Origin of the sequence: Mesorhizobium sp. M3A.F.Ca.ET.175.01.1.1 (genome assembly GCF_004791945.1) — a bacterium.
Classification (GTDB): domain Bacteria; phylum Pseudomonadota; class Alphaproteobacteria; order Rhizobiales; family Rhizobiaceae; genus Mesorhizobium.
Genome location: NZ_SRTP01000004.1, coordinates 298,348 through 316,254 on the forward strand (window position 1 = coordinate 298,348; position 17,907 = coordinate 316,254).

At 63.3% G+C, this 17,907-nt stretch carries 21 protein-coding genes; 8 read left to right on the plus strand and 13 right to left on the minus strand.

What is annotated here, in order from left to right:
- Positions 1–97 precede the first annotated feature (97 nt).
- Entirely contained in the window at positions 98–799 is a 702-nt protein-coding gene (locus EN818_RS12920) for a response regulator transcription factor (protein WP_006201274.1), read from the minus strand.
- A gap of 342 nt (positions 800–1,141) precedes the next feature.
- Between EN818_RS12920 and EN818_RS12925 the strand changes: the two genes are divergently transcribed.
- From EN818_RS12925 to EN818_RS12935, 3 genes are all read left to right on the plus strand, one after another.
- Positions 1,142–2,752, plus strand: a complete 1,611-nt coding sequence (locus EN818_RS12925) for a phosphoenolpyruvate carboxykinase (protein WP_135904569.1) — start codon at positions 1,142–1,144, stop codon at positions 2,750–2,752.
- Between the two features lie 81 nt (positions 2,753–2,833).
- Entirely contained in the window at positions 2,834–3,271 is a 438-nt protein-coding gene (arfB, locus tag EN818_RS12930) for an alternative ribosome rescue aminoacyl-tRNA hydrolase ArfB (RefSeq protein WP_095805439.1), read from the plus strand.
- A 166-nt stretch (positions 3,272–3,437) separates the two neighbouring features.
- On the plus strand, positions 3,438–4,049 hold the full coding sequence (locus EN818_RS12935) for an alpha-ketoglutarate-dependent dioxygenase AlkB (RefSeq protein ID WP_095805136.1): 612 nt from the start codon (positions 3,438–3,440) through the stop codon (positions 4,047–4,049).
- Positions 4,050–4,052: 3 nt separating this feature from the next.
- On the opposite strand, the gene EN818_RS12940 is transcribed toward EN818_RS12935, so the two are convergent.
- From EN818_RS12940 to hisB, 11 genes are all read right to left on the minus strand, one after another.
- Positions 4,053–5,594: a hypothetical protein gene (locus tag EN818_RS12940; RefSeq protein ID WP_129553555.1), complete on the minus strand. Its 1,542-nt coding sequence runs from the start codon at positions 5,592–5,594 to the stop codon at positions 4,053–4,055.
- 68 nt (positions 5,595–5,662) lie between these two features.
- The gene (locus tag EN818_RS12945) at positions 5,663–6,700 is read right to left on the minus strand and encodes a glycosyltransferase family 2 protein (protein WP_095805134.1); all 1,038 of its coding nucleotides are present in this window, start codon (positions 6,698–6,700) and stop codon (positions 5,663–5,665) included.
- A 78-nt stretch (positions 6,701–6,778) separates the two neighbouring features.
- Positions 6,779–7,738 carry a type I pantothenate kinase gene (coaA, locus tag EN818_RS12950; protein WP_095805133.1) on the minus strand — a complete coding sequence of 320 codons (960 nt, stop codon included), beginning with the start codon at positions 7,736–7,738 and terminating at the stop codon, positions 6,779–6,781.
- Positions 7,739–7,883: 145 nt separating this feature from the next.
- Positions 7,884–8,207, minus strand: coding sequence for a phosphoribosyl-ATP diphosphatase (locus EN818_RS12955; protein WP_095805132.1), 324 nt, complete (start codon positions 8,205–8,207; stop codon positions 7,884–7,886).
- 9 nt (positions 8,208–8,216) lie between these two features.
- Positions 8,217–9,011: an imidazole glycerol phosphate synthase subunit HisF gene (hisF, locus tag EN818_RS12960; RefSeq protein ID WP_165350086.1), complete on the minus strand. Its 795-nt coding sequence runs from the start codon at positions 9,009–9,011 to the stop codon at positions 8,217–8,219.
- Entirely contained in the window at positions 9,008–9,847 is an 840-nt protein-coding gene (locus EN818_RS12965) for an arginase family protein (RefSeq protein WP_095805130.1), read from the minus strand. The genes hisF and EN818_RS12965 overlap by 4 nt, the downstream gene beginning before the upstream one ends.
- Positions 9,844–10,590: a 1-(5-phosphoribosyl)-5-[(5-phosphoribosylamino)methylideneamino]imidazole-4-carboxamide isomerase gene (gene hisA / locus EN818_RS12970; protein ID WP_095805129.1), complete on the minus strand. Its 747-nt coding sequence runs from the start codon at positions 10,588–10,590 to the stop codon at positions 9,844–9,846. The genes EN818_RS12965 and hisA overlap by 4 nt, the downstream gene beginning before the upstream one ends.
- 2 nt (positions 10,591–10,592) lie before the next feature.
- Positions 10,593–10,883 carry a DUF1330 domain-containing protein gene (locus tag EN818_RS12975; RefSeq protein WP_095805128.1) on the minus strand — a complete coding sequence of 97 codons (291 nt, stop codon included), beginning with the start codon at positions 10,881–10,883 and terminating at the stop codon, positions 10,593–10,595.
- A gap of 2 nt (positions 10,884–10,885) precedes the next feature.
- Positions 10,886–11,536, minus strand: a complete 651-nt coding sequence (gene hisH, locus EN818_RS12980) for an imidazole glycerol phosphate synthase subunit HisH (protein WP_095805127.1) — start codon at positions 11,534–11,536, stop codon at positions 10,886–10,888.
- 1 nt (position 11,537) lies between these two features.
- Positions 11,538–12,014 carry a DUF2628 domain-containing protein gene (locus EN818_RS12985; RefSeq protein WP_095805126.1) on the minus strand — a complete coding sequence of 159 codons (477 nt, stop codon included), beginning with the start codon at positions 12,012–12,014 and terminating at the stop codon, positions 11,538–11,540.
- A gap of 3 nt (positions 12,015–12,017) precedes the next feature.
- Positions 12,018–12,617, minus strand: coding sequence for an imidazoleglycerol-phosphate dehydratase HisB (gene hisB, locus EN818_RS12990; RefSeq protein WP_095805437.1), 600 nt, complete (start codon positions 12,615–12,617; stop codon positions 12,018–12,020).
- Positions 12,618–12,830: 213 nt separating this feature from the next.
- On the opposite strand from hisB, the gene hslV reads away from it, so the two are divergent.
- The 5 genes from hslV (at position 12,831) to EN818_RS13015 (ending at position 17,058) form a co-directional block, all read left to right on the plus strand.
- Entirely contained in the window at positions 12,831–13,382 is a 552-nt protein-coding gene (gene hslV, locus EN818_RS12995; RefSeq protein WP_095805125.1) for an ATP-dependent protease subunit HslV, read from the plus strand.
- 15 nt (positions 13,383–13,397) lie between these two features.
- Positions 13,398–13,922 (plus strand): GNAT family N-acetyltransferase, encoded by a 525-nt coding sequence (locus tag EN818_RS13000; RefSeq protein ID WP_095805436.1) that lies wholly within the window; start codon positions 13,398–13,400, stop codon positions 13,920–13,922.
- 4 nt (positions 13,923–13,926) lie between these two features.
- Positions 13,927–14,526 carry a DUF2585 domain-containing protein gene (locus EN818_RS13005; RefSeq protein ID WP_095805124.1) on the plus strand — a complete coding sequence of 200 codons (600 nt, stop codon included), beginning with the start codon at positions 13,927–13,929 and terminating at the stop codon, positions 14,524–14,526.
- A gap of 5 nt (positions 14,527–14,531) precedes the next feature.
- Positions 14,532–15,842 (plus strand): ATP-dependent protease ATPase subunit HslU, encoded by a 1,311-nt coding sequence (hslU, locus tag EN818_RS13010; RefSeq protein ID WP_095805123.1) that lies wholly within the window; start codon positions 14,532–14,534, stop codon positions 15,840–15,842.
- A gap of 256 nt (positions 15,843–16,098) precedes the next feature.
- Entirely contained in the window at positions 16,099–17,058 is a 960-nt protein-coding gene (locus tag EN818_RS13015; RefSeq protein WP_095805122.1) for a DUF1402 family protein, read from the plus strand.
- Between the two features lie 33 nt (positions 17,059–17,091).
- Here EN818_RS13015 and EN818_RS13020 read toward each other — a convergent pair whose 3' ends face one another.
- Entirely contained in the window at positions 17,092–17,898 is an 807-nt protein-coding gene (locus EN818_RS13020) for a 3-methyl-2-oxobutanoate hydroxymethyltransferase (RefSeq protein WP_095805121.1), read from the minus strand.
- Positions 17,899–17,907 lie beyond the last annotated feature (9 nt).

The window sequence follows — 17,907 nt, forward strand, 5'->3', positions numbered from 1 at the left end:
TTAAGGGTGAATGGTGAATGGTGAATGGAACAATGGGCGCTCAAGAGAGCCGGATCATAGGTGCCGCTCGCACCATTCACCATTCACCATTCACCATTCAAGCTTCGCGGAACCGGTATCCCACTCCGTAAAGGGTTTCGATCATCTCGAAGTCGTCATCGACCGCCTTGAACTTCTTGCGCAGCCGCTTGATGTGGCTGTCGATGGTGCGATCATCGACATACACCTGCTCATCATAGGCTGAGTCCATCAGCGCATCACGGCTTTTTACCACACCTGGCCGTTGCGCCAGCGAATGCAGGATCAGGAACTCGGTCACCGTCAGCGTCACCGGCTCGCCCTTCCAGGTGCAGGTGTGCCGCTCTTGGTCCATCACGAGTTGGCCGCGCTCGAGCGAGCGCGCCTGCTGGCTTGGCGCCTTGGCCGCCGCCTCGCGGGCGCTGGTGCGGCGCAGCACCGCGCGCACCCGCTCGACCAGCAGGCGCTGCGAGAAGGGTTTGCGGATGAAATCGTCGGCGCCCATCTTGAGGCCGAACAGCTCGTCGATCTCATCGTCCTTCGAGGTCAGGAAGATCACCGGCAGGTCGGATTTCTGCCGCATGCGCCGCAGCAGTTCCATGCCGTCCATGCGCGGCATCTTGATGTCGAGGATGGCAAGGTTCGGCGGACGCGCCGCCAGGCCTTCCAGTGCCGACGCACCATCCGTGTAGGTCTCGACCCGATAGCCCTCGGACTCGAGCGCGATCGACACCGAAGTCAGAATGTTGCGGTCGTCATCGACAAGCGCGATTGTTGCCATTTCAAGCGGCTCCCTCATGGGCTGTCCCTTCTGTCGTCGAGAAGGGGCTTTTGCAGGACAAATTGGGTACAAAATGTGGCATAGGCGCCGTCCGAAGTCACGGACAGCCTGCCGCTACACACGATCGCACCCGACTCGGGATTGGACGATCGAAGCCTGCCAATCCTTTGGGCAACCTCTGTGACTTTTTGCACATTTAAACGATTTAAACAACTTTCAAATTTTTTAAATCGATTAATGATTTGATATCATTCGGCTTTTCTGGTTCTCACCATCTAGGCACCCTGGCCGGCCTTGAGACATTCGCCAAGCTGGCGCGGCCAATCCAGAGAGGAACAGTTGATGTTGGAAGCCGGAAAACGCAACCCCGACTGCGCGATTGATGCGATCGGCCTGACGACCACGGGCATGGTGCGCTACAATTTCGGACCAGCACTTCTCTATGAGGAATCGATCCGCCGCGGCGAGGCCAGATTGACCGCGCATGGCGCGCTGGTCGCGGAAACGGGGCAGCATACCGGCCGCTCGCCCAAGGACAAATTCGTCGTGCGCGACGACAGGACCGAGCCGCATGTCTGGTGGGACAACAACAAGGCGATCTCGCCTGCTCAGTTCGAGGCGCTGCTCTCCGACTTCCGCGCCCATGCCGCAACCAAGGACCTCTATGTCCAGGACCTTGTCGGCGGCGCCGACGCCGATCTCAGGCTGCCGGTTCGGGTCGTCACCGAATTCGCCTGGCATTCGCTATTCATTCGCAACCTTCTGATCCGTCCGCAACCGGCCGAACTCGAGCGCTTCGTGCCGGAAATGACGATCATCGATCTGCCGTCCTTCCGCGCCGACCCGACGCGCCACGGCACCCGCACCGAAACCGTGATCGCGGTCGATCTGACGCGCAAGATCGTGCTGATCGGCGGCACCTCCTATGCCGGCGAGATGAAGAAGTCGGTATTCACCATGCTGAACTACCTGCTGCCGGAAAAAGGCGTGATGCCGATGCATTGTTCGGCCAACGAGGGACCCGCCGGCGACGCCGCGGTCTTCTTCGGCCTCTCCGGAACCGGCAAGACCACCCTCTCGGCCGATCCTTCGCGCACGCTGATCGGCGACGACGAGCATGGCTGGGGTCCGCATGGCATCTTCAATTTCGAAGGCGGCTGCTACGCCAAGACCATCAGGCTGTCGGCCGAGGCCGAGCCGGAGATCTTCGCCACCACGCAGCGTTTCGGCACCGTGCTGGAGAACGTCGTGCTCGACGCCGGCCGCCTGCCGGATTTCAACGACGGCAGCCTCACCGAGAACACCCGTTGCGCCTACCCGCTGGATTACATTCCCAACGCCAGCCGGAGCGGCCGCGCCAGCCACCCGAAGAACATCATCATGCTCACCGCCGACGCCTTCGGCGTGATGCCGCCGATCGCCAGGCTGACCCCTGCGCAGGCCATGTACCACTTCCTTTCCGGCTATACGGCAAAGGTCGCTGGAACCGAAAAGGGCGTCACCGAGCCGGAGGCGACCTTCTCGACCTGCTTCGGCGCGCCCTTCATGCCGCGCCACCCGTCCGAATACGGCAATCTGCTGCGCCAGCTTATCGCCGGCCACGGCGTCGCTTGCTGGCTGGTCAACACCGGCTGGACCGGCGGCGCCTACGGCACCGGCCGGCGCATGCCGATCAAGGTGACGCGCGCCTTGCTCGGTGCCGCGCTCGACGGCCCGCTGAATGCCGCAGCCTTCCGGACAGACGCGAATTTCGGCTTCGAGGTGCCGGTGGCGGTTCCGGGCGTCGACAGTGCCATCCTCGATCCGCGCTCGACCTGGGCCGATAAGCCCGCCTACGACCGGCAGGCGGCGAAGCTGGTCAGCATGTTCGCCGTCAATTTCGAGAAGTTCGAGCAGCATGTCGACGCCGCCATCATGGGCGCCGCGCCGCGCCTGCAGGAAGCGGCCGAATAGCGGCCGTCGCATTGTTGCCGATTCGGGCCCGGCTCCGGCCGGGCCTTTTCTTTTTCTCGCCGCCGCGTCATGACTGCGCGCATGAACGCCGACGACAAGATCATCATCGCCGACGAGGCTGTCATCAGCCCCGGTGATCTGCGCGAGGATTTCATCCGGTCCTCCGGCCCGGGCGGCCAGAATGTCAACAAGGTGGCGACCGCGGTGCAACTGCGCTTCGACGCGGCGAACGCGCCGGGCCTTTCCGAGCGCGTGCGGCAGCGAACGATCAAGTTCGCCGGCCAGCGCGCCACCAAGGACGGCGTCGTCGTCATCGAGGCCGGCCGCTTCCGCACCCAGGAGCAGAACCGCGCTGACGCCAGGGCCCGGCTGACCGCGCTGGTCATGAAAGCGGCTGAGCCGCCACCGCCGCCGCGCAAGAAGACCAAACCTTCGAAAGGCGCCGTCGAACGCCGCCTCAAGACCAAGGCCGGTCGCTCGACGGTCAAGAAGCTGCGCGGCCGGGTCGACAGCGACTAGGCCATTCCAGGAAAAGTGCGTAGCGGTTTTCCCACCGGAATGGCGTAAAACAAAACCTGGAGCGGTGAACAGCTGAACCGCTCGATCCTCGAAGGGCAAGCTCTTTCGGGTCGCGGTGCCTCTCGCCGGGTGGCATGATCCGGCAAAATTCATCGGATCAACTCGCATGCTCGTTCTGCCCAAGGGCGTTCGCCATATGCCGGCTTATCTTTCCCGCCCGGCCCAGGAAGCTCTGGTCGAAGAAATCAGGCGCGTGGTGCAGGCTGCACCCCTTTACGTGCCGGCCATGCCGCGCACGGGCAAGGAAATGAGCGTGCGCATGACCAATTGCGGCGCGTTGGGCTGGGTGACCGACAAGGAGCGCGGCTATCGCTACCAGCCGACGCATCCGGTCACCGGCCAGCCCTGGCCACCGATCCCCGAGGCCTTGATGCAGCTTTGGCGCGAGGTGTCGGCCTATCCGCACCCGCCGGAAGCCTGCCTCGTCAATTTCTATTCGAGCGACGCCAAAATGGGCCTGCACCAGGACCGCGACGAGCAGGATTTCGCCGCACCCGTGGTCTCCGTGTCCCTGGGAGACGACTGCCTTTTCCGCGTCGGTCAGACCACGCGCGACGGTGCGACGAAGTCGTTCAGGCTCAAAAGCGGCGATGTCGTCGTGCTCGGCGGCGAGGGGCGCCTCGCCTTCCACGGCGTCGACCGCATCTATCCGGCGACCTCGGCTCTATTGAAGAACGGCGGCCGCATCAACCTGACGCTGCGGCGGGTCTGCCGCTGAGTGTCACCCACTCGCGCCCAGTTTTCTCGAACCGCTGCGAATATAGACACCTACGCTTTGATCCTCGGTAAGCAATTGATAGTCCTTCATGAAGTTGGCGAAATCGCCACGCTTCATCACTTGCGCGATCCAGAAGGTGTCCGCCTTCTGGATAAGGATCAGATCAGGTTTCTTTGTCTCGAAATTCTTGATCTTGGCATTGAGATAACTGCGTTCGAGCGCCTCATGCCGAGCTGCGTCGACTGCGTCTCCCCGGGCGCGTTCCGATTGCGCGAATGCGCTGGCGAAGCTGCCAAACCAATCACTGCAATAGGCCGATATCCATCGTCCGTCGAGCATTCGGGTGAGCGGGTGGCCGATTTGAACGCCGGAGCCGATTAGGCCGACCGTGGGATGATCGACGGCGGCACGTATGGTCGCAACGAAATCCGATCCAGGCTTCTGGGTCGTCGCGAAGGGCAGCCAATTTGATGCAATCACAGCCCCCAAGAGGATTTTCTGCGCAAGGGACATGCGCGTCATGCCGGGTGGCCGTGTGGCGACGCTGCATAGGATCGAGCCCAGGAGCAGGACGACGGCCGGATAGGCATGATAGGGCCAGCCTTTTCCTTGGTAGATCAGGGGCACCAAGGCGGCAGCGGATGCGACCGCCGGCACCATCACCAGAGGCGGCAGCGCCCGGCCGGTTTGCAAGCGCATGAGAAAGCAGAGGGAGACCAGGTATGCGCCGCCATAGGTAAGGATTGTCGGCACGTACCACTTGTAGCGCAAATATGTGTCGGCGAGCTTCGGATAGAGGTCGCGGATGAATTCTGGGTAAAGGCAAAATACCGCCGTCAGGTAAGTCAGACAGGCAATGCCAGCGACCCAATATTCGATGGCGAACAAGTGTCTGATGCTGCCCCGGCGCCAGGCGACGTAGAGCGCCGGCGCCACGACCATGAGCGCGTAGTAAGGTTTCACCAGAACCATGATGCTGCCGGAGAGGCCGGCCGCCGCCGCCAACCACCAATCGGGCTCCGACCTCCGGTCCTCCGATGCGCGCCATGCATCAAGGACCAGCAGCGGCAAGAACATGGCTATTCCCAAATTCTCGCGCTCGCTGAAACTATTGCCGGGAAACACCACAAGCAGGGCCAGGAACATCGGGAGAAAGGCGGAGAGTTCGGAATTCCCGGGAAACTGGGCGCGATGGGCTACAAAGCCGGCAAAGCCCAAGCCGAAAATGCAGATGGCGTAAGAGTAGCCATGGACCACATATTCGGGAGCCACGCCAAGGATGTTGGCGAGATAAACCGCCGGCAGGTACAGCCATATGGTAAAGGGCGGATTGGTCTCTATGAGGTCGACGTACAAGCGATCCCCAGCCAGCACGCGCTCGCACATGGTGATGATCCAGCTTGTGTCGGGTATCGTACCCCACCGCGTTTGCCATGGCACAGCAATCGCCAGAACCAATAGGCAGGAAACCATGACCCATAAATGGCGCACCCGGCCGGTGACGTTCGAAAGACTCGCCACCGTGCGATCCTGGACTGCGGACATCGCGCGCTGCTCCGCAAGTGCCTCGGCCGCAGCATACGTTCTTTGGGATTCCATAGCCTGTCCCAACGTCAGCCGAAGCGCTGCTCGCGCGTCGCCGTCGGCCGATCCTTCGAGGCTTCGGCATTGGTCATCGCGGAGATCGCTTCCTCGAAGCCGTTCAGGCGATCGATCACATAGAGGGGCCTGCGCTTCACCTCGGCGTGGATGCCCCCGACATAAAGGCCGATGATGCCGGTCATGAAGAGGTTGATGCCTGACAGGAAGGAGATGATCACCACTGTCGACGTCCAGCCATGGACGACACCGCTGACGAAAAGCCACGAAAACAGGGCATAGAGGCCGAGCAGGGCAGCGACGCCGGCAATGGCGAGGCCTACCCACAGCGAAAGGCGCAGCGGTTTGTCTGAAAAGCTCATGATGCCGTGCACCGCCAGCCGCGTCATTTTCCAGAACGGATATTTGGTTTCCCCGGCCGCTCGCATCGGCCGCTCGAACGGCACCGCGGTCTGCCTGAAGCCCATCCAGCCGAACATGCCGCGCACGAAGCGATCGCGCTCGGGCATGCTCTTGAAGGTCTCCAGCGCCTTGCGCCCGACAAGTCGGAAATCGCCTACATCGCGCGGGATGGTGACCGAGGTCATGTGTTCCAGCACGCGGTAGAACAGCTTGGCGGTCATTCGCTTGAACAGGGACTCGCCTTCGCGCTTGACGCGTCGGGCGTAGACGATCTCGTAGCCTTCCTTCCACTTGGCAATGAGATCGAGCACCACTTCTGGCGGATCTTGAAGGTCGCCATCCAGGACGATCACGGCGTCGCCAGCGGCGGCGTCCATGCCAGCCGTGATCGCGATCTGATGGCCGAAGTTGCGAGACAGCTCGATAAGACGGAAGCGCGGCTCCTCGACGACCATCCCGCGCAGGAAAATGGCGCTGGTGTCACGGCTGCCATCGTCGACGAAGATGGCTTCGCCGCTTGCGTCCAGCCTGTCGAGCAAAGCCGTGATCCGGCGCACCAGCAGCGGCAGCACCGCTTCTTCATTGAAGATAGGAATAACCAGGGAATAGGCCGGGGTCCTGCGGCCCGCGGCATTGCTCACCTTGTTCACCAGGTTGCTCCCGACACCCGCTAAAGTTGCCGGCCGGAAGCTAAGCCCGGATTGCCTAAAGCCCCGTTAACCCAGTCGTCACAATTTCCGCAGCGCCACTTCCTCGACAAGGTGGTTGGCGCCCTTGCGCAGGATAAGGTCGGCCCGCGCCCGTGTCGGCAGGATGTTCTCGCGCAGGTTCTTCAGGTTGATATTGGCCCACAGACCTTCGGCGATGGCGCGCGCGGCGTCCTGCGACAGTTGCGAATAGCGGTGGAAGAAGGATTCCGGATTGCGGAAGGCCGTCTCGCGCAGCCGCATGAAGCGCTGGATGTACCACTGGTGGATCAGCGTCTCGTCGGCATCGATATAGATCGCGAAGTCGAAGAAATCGGACAGGAACGGCACGATCTTGCCGTCCTTCGGCAGCTTGCCCGGCTGCAGCACGTTGATGCCCTCGAAGATCAATATGTCCGGCCGGTCGATGGTGACGAATTCGCCGGGGATGACGTCATAGGTGAGGTGCGAGTAGACCGGCGCCCGCACATTGCGTTGCGCCGATTTGATGCCCGACAGGAAGCGCAGCAGCGCGCCGACATCGTAGCTTTCAGGAAAGCCCTTGCGCTCCATCAGATTGTCGCGGCGCAGGATCTCGTTCGGCAAAAGGAAACCGTCGGTGGTGATGAGATCGACCTTGGGGCTCGAGGGCCAGCGCGCCAGAAGTTCCTTCAGCACGCGTGCCGTGGTCGACTTGCCGACGGCGACCGAGCCGGCGATGCCGATGATGAAGGGCGTCTTGGTCGCATCCTCGGCGTTGAAGAAGGCCTGGCGCTGGCGAAACAGGAGCTGGCTTGCCTCGACATGCGCCGAGAGCAGGCGCGACAGCGACAGATAGATGCGTTTGACCTCTTCGAGGTCGACCGGATCGTTGAGCGAACGCAGCCGGTGGATCTCGTCCTCGGTCAGTGTCAGCGGCGTATCGGCGCGGAATTGTGACCATTGCTCGGCGGAAAAAAATCGGTAGGGGGAATATTTCTCGGTAGGAGCAAGCTGGTCCATCGAGTTCCTGCCCTCCTAGAGCATGATGCCGAAAAGTGAGAAGCGGTTTTCGGGCGACATCATGCTCTATCCGTCCCTTTGAGCATGATGCCGAAAAGTGAGAAGCGGTTTTCGGGCAACGTCATGCTCTATCCGTCTCTTTCGGTCAGCCCTTGGGCCGCGACGCCTTTTCGGCGAGGCCCGAGCGACCGGTGCGTCCCTCGAGCTCCTTCATCACGTCGTCCAGCGGAACGCCCGCAATGCCAAGGACGACCAGCCAATGATATAGAAGATCCGCACTTTCCGAAACGAGGGCGGCGCGGTCGCCGCGGATGGCGGCGATAACGGCCTCGACCGCTTCCTCGCCGAGCTTCTGCGCCGCCTTGTCCATGCCCTTGGCGAACAGCTTCGCCGTCCATGATTCCGGGTCGCCCGAATGGGCGCGCTGATGGATGATCGTTTCCAGCTCGGCGAGCGAAAATTGAGCCATAGCAGCGGTTTAAGTCCGATGGGCGGCCGAGTCCAGCCGCATCGGCAGGCCGGCCTTTGCCATATGCGCCTTGGCTTCGGCGATGGTGTAGGTGCCGAAATGGAATATCGAGGCGGCCAGCACCGCGCCGGCATGGCCGTCGCGGATGCCTTCCACCATGTGATCGAGCGTGCCGACGCCGCCCGAAGCGATGACCGGCGCTCGCACCGCATCGGCGATGGCGCGCGTCAGCGCGATGTCGTAGCCGGCCTTGGTGCCGTCGCGGTCCATCGAGGTCAAAAGGATCTCGCCGGCGCCGCGCTCCACCATCCGCGTCGCGAATTCCACCGCATCGATGCCGGTCTTCTCGCGGCCGCCATGGGTGAAGATCTCCCAGCGGTCGGCCTCGCCGGCCGCCGACACCTTCTTGGCGTCGATGGCGACGACAATGCACTGGTTGCCGAACTTGTCGGCGGCTTCCGCGACGAAATCGGGGGTCTTCACCGCGGCCGTGTTGATCGACACCTTGTCGGCGCCGGCCAGCAACAGCTTGCGGATGTCGGCCACCTGGCGCACGCCGCCCCCGACGGTGAGCGGCATGAAGCACTGTTCCGCCGTGCGGGCGACGACGTCGAAGATCGTCTCGCGATTGTCCGACGAAGCGGTGATGTCGAGGAAGCAAAGCTCGTCGGCGCCAGCCGCGTCATAGGCCTTGGCGGCCTCGACCGGATCGCCCGCATCGATGAGGTCGACGAAGTTGACGCCCTTGACGACGCGGCCGTTCTTGACGTCGAGGCAAGGGATGACGCGGGCCTTCAGCATCAGCGTTTCTCCAGCGTCGCGAGCAGGTCGACAAGCAATCCGCCCACCAGCGGCGGCACCTCGCCCTTGGCGTCGAAAGCCGGGTCATAGGCGGAGATGGTGAGGCCGGCGATGCTCAGCCGCCCTGCAAGGCCGCAAATGGCCGAACGCACCTGTTCCGGCGCCGGACCACCGGGCGTGCTGTAGTGATTGGCCTGCAACTCCTCAGGGTCATGCACATCGAGATCGAGATGCATATGGACCCGCTCGGCGCCGGCTGCGTTCAGCGTCTCGGCCACCCCCGCCCAGCCTGGACATTCGGTGCGAAGAATCGGCTGCCTATCCAGCAGCTCTTTTTCCGCGGGGTCGAGGTCGCGCGCATCGACCAGCACGCAACGAGCCGGATCGATCGGCTTGAACCCCGGAATCTGCATCGCCAGCCGCCGCCAGCAGAGGCCAAGCACGGTCGCCAGCGCCATGCCGTCGAGAAGGCCGGAGGTGGAGGTGTCGGGCGTGTTGAGGTCGCCATGCTGGTCGGCCCAGATGATGGCGTCTGCGCCCTCGCCGGCCACGGCACCCGCGCTGGTCAGGCAGTTTCCGGCCAGAACGATGGGAAATCGCCCGTTGTCCAGCGCGATGCGAACCTCGCCCGAGACGGCATTGCAGACGGCAAATCCGGTGCCGATCTCGCGCTCCTGTTCGTCCTCGACGACCTTGCCGATGTCGTGCACGTCGACCTCGTGGCCGGCCAGCCTCAGGGCGTCGGCCAATCCGCCGGAGATCAGCGCGTCGGGACCCTGGCCCCAGCCGCCGTGATAGTGGCCGCTGTCATAGGACGCCAGGATGATCGAAACCTTCACGGCCTGGCCTCCAGGCTCTCGCCGCGCAGGATCGCCAGCGCCTCGGCCGGATCGATGCGCCCGTCATAAAGCGCCCGGCCGGAGATTGCGCCTTCCAGCTTGGTCGCGTCGGGCATGGTCATGCGCACGATGTCGGCGATCGAGGCGAGCCCGCCGGAAGCGATCACCGGGATCGATACGGCCTCGGCGAGGCTGATGGTCGAATCCCAGTTGATGCCGGTCAGCACCCCGTCGCGGTCGATGTCGGTGTAGATGATGGCGGCGACGCCCGCGCCTTCGAATTTTTGCGCCAACTCGATGACGCCGAGTTCCGAGGCTTCCGCCCAGCCTTCGACGGCGACCTTGCCGCCCTTGGCGTCGATGCCCACGGCGATCCTGCCGGGAAAGGCCTTGCAGGCTTGCTTCACCAGCTCCGGCTCGCGCACTGCGATGGTGCCCAGGATGACGCGCGCCAGCCCGCGGTCCAGCCAGTCTTCGATCTGCGGTAGCGTGCGGATGCCGCCGCCGAGTTGCACCGGGTTCTTCGTCGCTTTCAGGATGGCGCCGACCGCGGCGGAATTGACGCTCTGGCCCTTGAAGGCGCCGTTGAGGTCGACGACATGCAGCCATTCGAAGCCCTGCTCCTCGAAGGCTTTCGCCTGGGCCGCCGGATCATCGTTGTAGATGGTGGCGGTCGCCATGTCGCCATGCTTCAGGCGCACGCATTTGCCGTCCTTGAGGTCGATCGCGGGAAACAGGATCACGGTCAGGCACCCTCGACGATGACGAAATGGCCGGTCGACGCAGCTAGCCGGAATTTGGAGGCTTCCTGGTATTCGGGCGAGTCATAACAGGCGAGCGCTGTCTCGTAGGACGGGAATTCCACCACCACGTGACGATTGCCGGTCGGCCCTTCCGGATTCGAATAGCGGCCCGCCCGCACTGGAAACGTCGCGCCATATTTGGCGAAGGCCTTCGCGTTGGCCTCGATATATTTCTGGTAGACGTCGGGATCGCGGACGTCGATCAGGGCGATCCAATAACCCTTCTTGCTCATGCCTAGGGCCTCCATCTGAGGAAATTGGCGATCAGCGCCAGACCGAGCGCCTGGCTCTTCTCGGGATGGAATTGGGTGCCGACGAGGTTGTCGCGTGCAACCGCGGCCGTTACGGGGCCGCCATAGTCGGCCGTCGCCAGCACCTGGTCTGGCTTCGTGGCTTGAAGATGATAGGAATGCACGAAATAGGCGTGCAGCCCTTTCGGACCGGTCTCGATGCCTGAGAACAAGGGGTGCGGACGGGCAAGCTCGATCGTGTTCCAGCCGATCTGCGGGATCTTCAGCGCCGGATCGGCCGGCGCGATCTCCTCGACGTCGCCGGCAATCCAGCCGAACCCCTTGGTGATCGTCTTCTCAAGACCGCGTTCCGACATCAGCTGCATGCCGACGCAGATGCCGAGAAACGGCCGTGCTTTGCGAAGAGCCACCTCTTCCACCGCTTCCCACATGCCGGCCACGGCATGCAGGCCGGCGGCGCAGTCGGCATAGGCGCCGACGCCCGGCAGCACGATGCGGTCGGCGGTGCCCACCCGCTCGGCATCGGCGGTCAGCTCTATGGTTGCGGCAATGCCGCCCTCATGCGCGGCCCGCTCGAAGGCTTTTGTTGCCGAGCGCAGATTGCCCGAGCCGTAATCGATGATCGCAACCCGCATGTCAGGGCCGTCCCGGCGTGTGGGTCAGTCCCAGCGCCAAGCCCGTCTGGGCCGGTCGCGCCAGCTGCGTGTCCGGAACGATGCGCGGCAAAGGCGCCTGTTCCTCGGCCCCCGCTTCGGCTTCGAGCGCGTGACGGATCTCGGCGTCTGCGAGCCAGCCGGCCTCGACCACGCCCCATTCGCGCCAGCCACGGCGGCGGAGCGCCGCGATACGCAGGGCCTGCCCTTCCAAACCGACATAGAGCGACACCAGCAGCGACAGCGCTGAGCCGGCCCACTCAAGCCCGAGTTTCTCGGCCAGCAGAGGCAGCACGGCCATCACCGCGAAGGTGAGGGCCGCTTCGATCCAGAGCCGGTGCCAGGCGAGCCACAGCGGCGAAAACAGGAAGCCCAGCCAGGTGAAGCCGTCGCGCACGAAGCGCGTGGCGTCGCCTCTGCTGGCGCCCGCCGGCGGGTCCATCACGACATAGATCGCCATCGCCTAACCTTTCAGCGAACCCTTGGTGGAAGGCACTGCCTCGGGCTGGCGCGGATCGCGTTCCAGCGCTGCGCGCAACACCCGCGCGACCGCCTTGAAGCAGGTCTCGGCAATATGGTGGTTGTTGGCGCCGTAGTGGTTGGTGACATGCAGCGTGATGCCGGCATTCTGCGCCAGCGCCTGGAAGAACTCGCGCACCAGCTCGGTGTCGAACGTGCCGATCTTCGGTGACGAGAAAGCGACGTTCCAGACCAGGAACGGCCGCCCTGAAACGTCGATCGCCGCCCTGGTCAGCGTCTCGTCCATGGCCAGGTCGAGCGAGGCATAGCGCATGATGCCGCGCCGGTCGCCCAGCGCCTGGCTCAGCGCCTGGCCGATCGCGATGCCGGTATCCTCGACCGTGTGGTGGTCGTCGATATGCAGGTCGCCCTTGGCGTTGATGGTCATGTCGATCAGCGAATGGCGCGACAGCTGGTCGAGCATGTGATCGAAGAAACCGACGCCCGTCGAAATCTCGGCCTTGCCCTTGCCGTCGACATGGACCGAGACCGAAATCTCGGTTTCCTTGGTCTTGCGGCTGACTTCGGCGGAACGGGGCGGCATAACTCTGTCCTGACTGTCCTGCCCGGGCTCGGGCTTGAAAACGAAAGCCTTCTATCAGCATGATCCGGCGATTGCCAGTTGCCATTCCAGACGGTATCGGCGTTGCCGGAGAGCGGTTTGCAATCACCCGCCGCATGCATACATATGGCCGATCAAACTCACTCGTACCGCGCCAATCGCCTTTCAAAGGGATAGCGCGAATCGGAGCTGGAAATGTCGAATGAACTGACCATGCACGCCACGACCATCGTCACCGTGCGCAAAGGCAACAAGGTCGTGATTGCCGGCGACGGCCAGGTCAGCCTTGGCCAGACCATCATGAAGGGCAACGCCAGGAAAGTGCGCCGCATCGGCAAGGACGGCAGCGTCATCGCCGGCTTTGCCGGCGCCACCGCCGACGCCTTTACCCTGCTCGAGCGGCTCGAAGCCAAGCTGGAGCAATATCCGGATCAGCTGACGCGCGCCTGCGTCGAGCTCGCCAAGGACTGGCGAACCGACCGCTATCTGCGCCGCCTGGAAGCAATGATGCTGGTTGTCGACAGGTCGGTTTCGCTGGCGTTGACCGGTACCGGGGACGTGCTCGAACCCGAGCACGGCGTCATGGCCATCGGCTCCGGCGGCAACTATGCGCTGGCCGCGGCCCGCGCGCTGATCGATACCGAAAAGGATGCCGAGGAAATCGCCCGCAAGGCCATGCAGATCGCCGCCGACATCTGCGTCTACACCAACAGCAACTTCGTCGTCGAAACGCTCGATGCCGCCTGAGCCGGCGTCGGCATGATGCCCAATCAAGCCCATGTCTACGATTTTCGGCCGGTCACTGAAAAAGACCTGCCGATGATCGCCGGCTGGTTGGCAGAACCGCATTTGGCTGAATGGTGGGGCGATCCGGACAAGGAAATCGCCGAGATCCGCGAGCACATCTCGTCGGTTTCGGTCGAGCCCCTGATCGTCGAGCTCGACGGCAGGCCGATCGCGTATCTGCAGAGCTACGATCCGCATCTGGAGGACGACCACCCCTATGCCGACCAGCCGTTCGGCACGCTGGGCATCGATCTGTCGATCGGTCCGCCGGAGCTGGTCGGCATCGGTCACGGCTCGGCCATTGTCCGCCAGTTCGTAGAGGCGCTGTTCGAGGAAGGCGCGCCGCGCGTCATCATCGATCCGCATCCCGATAACGGCCGCGCCATCCGCGCCTATGAGAAGGCCGGCTTCAGGCCGATAGGCCGCAGGCAGTCGGAATATGGCGACGTCGTGTTGATGGCCGTCGATGCGGACGAGGCCGATTTGGAAGAGGGGGAATGACCAGATGACCGCATCCGAGGAAGACAAGACACTTTCCGCCTATGAGGACAGCTGGCGCATGGGGCTGCTGCTGGTGCTGGCTCTCGTCGTCTTCCAGGCCGGCGTTCTCTATGGCATGGGTCATCCGCCGATCTGCACCTGCGGCTATGTCAAGCTCTGGCACGGCGTGGTGAACAGCTCGGAGAACTCCCAGCACATTTCCGACTGGTACACTTTCTCGCACATCATCCATGGCTTCCTGTTCTACGCGCTCGGCACCTTCCTGTTCCCGCGCTCGCCGGTGGGGCTGCGGCTGGCCTTCGCCGTCCTCATCGAAGGCGGCTGGGAACTTCTGGAGAACAGCCCGTTTATCATCGAGCGCTACCGCGCCGGCACCATCTCGCTCAACTACTACGGCGACAGTGTCATCAACTCCGTGTCCGACACGCTGTTCATGGTGCTCGGATTTGTGATGGCGCGAAAGCTTCCTATATGGGTGGTCGTTGCCCTGGCGCTCATCTTCGAGTTCGGCACGGGCTACATCATCCGGGACAATCTGACGCTCAACGTGATCATGCTGCTGCATCCGTTCGAGTCCATCAGGCAGTGGCAAAGTGGAATTTGACTGATATGAGCACCTTCTCTCCCCGCGAAATCGTTTCGGAACTCGACCGCTTCATCATCGGTCAGAAGGACGCCAAGCGCGCCGTCGCCATCGCCCTGCGCAACCGCTGGCGCCGCCAGCAACTGGACGGCCAGATGCGCGAAGAGGTGATGCCCAAGAACATCCTGATGATCGGCCCGACCGGCGTCGGCAAGACCGAAATCTCGCGCCGCCTGGCGCGGCTTGCCGGGGCTCCTTTCGTCAAGGTCGAGGCGACCAAGTTCACCGAGGTCGGCTATGTCGGCCGCGATGTCGAGCAGATCGTGCGCGATCTCGTCGAGGTCGCCATCGGCCTTGTGCGCGAGAAGATGCGCGAGGACGTCAAGGCCCGCGCCCACATCAACGCCGAGGAGCGCGTGCTCGAGGCGCTGGTCGGCAAGACGGCGAGCCCGGCCACGCGCGACTCGTTCCGCAAGAAGCTGCGCGACGGCGAGCTCGACGACAAGGAAATCGAGGTCGAGGTCGCCGATACGGGCACCGGCGGTATGCCGGGCTTCGAGATTCCGGGCATGCCCGGCGGCAACATCGGCGTGCTCAACATCAACGACATGCTGTCGAAGGCCATGGGCGGCCGCAGGACCAAGACCCGCAAGACGACGGTCAAGGAATCCTACGAGCTTCTGATCAGCGACGAGTCCGACAAGCTGCTCGACCAGGACGAAGTGGTGCGCCGCGCGCTCGATGCCACGGAAAACGACGGCATCGTTTTCCTCGACGAGATCGACAAGATCGCCGCCAGAAGCGACATTTCAGGCGGACCGTCGCGCGAAGGCGTGCAGCGCGACCTGCTGCCGCTGGTCGAAGGCACCACCGTTGCGACCAAATATGGGCCGGTGAAGACCGACCACATCCTGTTCATCGCCTCCGGCGCCTTCCACGTGTCGAAGCCGTCGGACCTGCTGCCGGAGCTGCAGGGCCGGTTGCCCATCCGCGTCGAGCTGCGCGCGCTGGAAAAGCAGGATTTCGTCCGCATCCTCACCGAGACGGAAGCAAGCCTGATCAAGCAGTACATTGCGCTGATGAAGACGGAGGGCGTCGATCTCAGCTTCACCGACGATGCCATCGATTCGCTCGCCGGCATTGCCGTCGATCTCAACGCCAGCGTCGAGAATATCGGTGCCCGGCGGCTGCAGACGGTGATGGAGCGCGTCCTGGACGAGATCTCCTTTGACGCGCCGGACCGGAACGGCACCGCGGTCACCATAGATGCCGCCTATGTGCAGAAGCATGTCGGCGACCTGTCGCGCAACACCGACCTGTCGCGCTTCATCCTCTGACAAGCACCGTTTCAGGCCGGCGCAACTGCCGGCCTGATGCGCAAGGTGTGGCCAAATGGAAGCATCCCGCCGCCATTCTTGGTGGCGGGCGATGGCCTTCTCTCGACTCTCCCGCGCGCTTTACCTAGTTTGCCGCCCGATTCCGGAGGCAATTTCAGGAAAAGTGCGTTTTCCGTCCGAAATTGCGCAAAAATGAGTGGTTGGAACAGGTCGGCGACCCGTTGATGGCTGGTCCGTTCCAAAGTGGCGGCGGCGCATGAAGAAAAAAGTGGTCCTCTTTATCGGCCTGGCATTGGCTGCTCTAGTGGCAACGGCCGATGCGGCTACCATGGTGCCGCCCGGCAACCGCAACGCGGTGCAGCCCGACATTCCCGGCGCTTCCAGCCGCCGCACCCAGGCCACCAACACCACCTTCCAGGCCAAATACCGCAAGGTCTACGCGCTGTTGCAGAACGACGCCGAGCTTCGCGCCAAGATCAGGAAGGCGGCCGCGGCCTATGGCATCGATCCGATGCACATCGTTGGCGCCATCGTCGGCGAGCATACCTACAATGTCGACGCCTACGACCGGCTGCAGACCTACTACGTCAAGACGATGTCGTATCTGTCGAGCAAGCTGACCTTCGCCTACGAGGGCGAGGACGTCAGCGATTTCGTGCAGCGGCCCGAGTTCAAGAAATGCGCCGGCGTGAGCGGTAGCTATGACCTCTGGGAGTGCCGCGAACAGGTCTGGAACCACGCCTTCCGCGGCAGGAGCGTCGGCGGGACAAGCTTCCCCAACGACCGTTTCGGCGCCACCTTCTTTCAGCCCTACTATGCCGGCCAGACCTTCGGCCTCGGCCAGCTCAACCCGCTGACGGCATTGCAGATGAGCGACCTCGTGCACGAAGTCTCGGGGTTGCCGAAGCTCGACGTCGAGGATCCGAACGCGGTCTACAAGACCATCATGGACCCGGACCTGACATTGCCTTACGTCGCCGCCACGATCAGGAAGTCGATCGATGCCTACAAGAGCATCGCCGGCTTCGACATCTCCGACAATCCCGGCCTGACCGCCACGCTTTACAATGTCGGCAATCCCGAGCAGCGCGCCTATGCGCTGAAGGAGGAGAACGAGAAGCGCCGCGCCGCCGGCGAGCCGGAAAAGCTGCCCGAGGAAAATTATTACGGCTGGCTGGTCAACGACAAGCTGAACGAGTTGAAGGCGCTTTTCTGACCGGCGGATGCCGATCTGGCCCGGCTTGGCGGATCAGCCTTCGGACGCCAGGAAAGCTTCGAATTTGCGCAGTTCCTCCGCATCCGCCTCGACGATGTGCCGTGGCGCCGGATAGGCGCCGGACTGGATATCTGCGGCATATTCGCGGAAGGCGGCGATGCGCTCGTTCTGAAGACGGTCGAATTCCGCCGCGAAGTCGCGATAGCGCTTGGCATGGCGCGGATAATGGCCGCGATTGCTGCCGAGCACGTCTTCCGAGAACAGGTATTGCGCGTCGCAGCCGGCACCGGCCCCCATCGAGATCATGATCAGCGACGTGCGCCGCGAGATCGCGCTGGAGACACCAGCCGGCACCACCTCGATCTCCGCGGCGAAAGCGCCGGCTGCTTCGAGGTCCTTGACCTGCTTCCAGACGAACGTCGCGCTCTCGGCCGTCTTGCCCACCGCCTTGAAGCCGCCCGTCCAGGTCGCATGCGCCGGAATCAGGCCGACATGGCCACAGACCGGAATGTGCTCGTCGCGCAGCCGGCGAATGGTCTGCAGGCTGGCCGAACAATACATGGCGTCGGCACTGGCCGCGCGCAGCTTCACCGCCATGCGCAGGATCTCGTCGGTGGTCGCGCCGAGCTTCACGCGTTCGTCGCCGGGAATGGCAAAGCAGGTTGGCGCGGCGTCGCGGAATCGCGGATCGAACATCAAATCATAAGGTACCGAGATGAGGTCGATGCCGGCGCGCTCGGCGGCCTCGGCCTCCTCCAGCGAGAAGACGCGCAGCTTGGAAAGCTGGCGCTTGCCCTTCAGCGACTGCAAATCGGCGACGGTCGGTCTGCTGCGTGCCATTTCCACCCC

Bases quoted from the DNA above. Each gene is read 5' to 3' on its own strand.
- EN818_RS12975 (WP_095805128.1), bottom strand. From the start codon at position 10,883: ATGAGCAAGAAGGGTTATTGGATCGCCCTGATCGACGTCCGCGATCCC.
- EN818_RS12940 (WP_129553555.1), bottom strand. From the start codon at position 5,594: ATGTCCGCAGTCCAGGATCGCACGGTGGCGAGTCTTTCGAACGTCACC.
- arfB (WP_095805439.1), top strand. From the start codon at position 2,834: ATGAACGCCGACGACAAGATCATCATCGCCGACGAGGCTGTCATCAGC.
- EN818_RS13000 (WP_095805436.1), top strand. From the start codon at position 13,398: ATGCCCAATCAAGCCCATGTCTACGATTTTCGGCCGGTCACTGAAAAA.
- hisH (WP_095805127.1), bottom strand. From the start codon at position 11,536: ATGCGGGTTGCGATCATCGATTACGGCTCGGGCAATCTGCGCTCGGCA.
- hisB (WP_095805437.1), bottom strand. From the start codon at position 12,617: ATGCCGCCCCGTTCCGCCGAAGTCAGCCGCAAGACCAAGGAAACCGAG.
- hslV (WP_095805125.1), top strand. From the start codon at position 12,831: ATGTCGAATGAACTGACCATGCACGCCACGACCATCGTCACCGTGCGC.
- EN818_RS13005 (WP_095805124.1), top strand. From the start codon at position 13,927: ATGACCGCATCCGAGGAAGACAAGACACTTTCCGCCTATGAGGACAGC.
- EN818_RS12920 (WP_006201274.1), bottom strand. From the start codon at position 799: ATGGCAACAATCGCGCTTGTCGATGACGACCGCAACATTCTGACTTCG.
- EN818_RS13020 (WP_095805121.1), bottom strand. From the start codon at position 17,898: ATGGCACGCAGCAGACCGACCGTCGCCGATTTGCAGTCGCTGAAGGGC.
- EN818_RS12935 (WP_095805136.1), top strand. From the start codon at position 3,438: ATGCTCGTTCTGCCCAAGGGCGTTCGCCATATGCCGGCTTATCTTTCC.
- EN818_RS13015 (WP_095805122.1), top strand. From the start codon at position 16,099: ATGAAGAAAAAAGTGGTCCTCTTTATCGGCCTGGCATTGGCTGCTCTA.
- hslU (WP_095805123.1), top strand. From the start codon at position 14,532: ATGAGCACCTTCTCTCCCCGCGAAATCGTTTCGGAACTCGACCGCTTC.
- EN818_RS12925 (WP_135904569.1), top strand. From the start codon at position 1,142: ATGTTGGAAGCCGGAAAACGCAACCCCGACTGCGCGATTGATGCGATC.
- coaA (WP_095805133.1), bottom strand. From the start codon at position 7,738: ATGGACCAGCTTGCTCCTACCGAGAAATATTCCCCCTACCGATTTTTT.
- EN818_RS12985 (WP_095805126.1), bottom strand. From the start codon at position 12,014: ATGGCGATCTATGTCGTGATGGACCCGCCGGCGGGCGCCAGCAGAGGC.
- EN818_RS12955 (WP_095805132.1), bottom strand. From the start codon at position 8,207: ATGGCTCAATTTTCGCTCGCCGAGCTGGAAACGATCATCCATCAGCGC.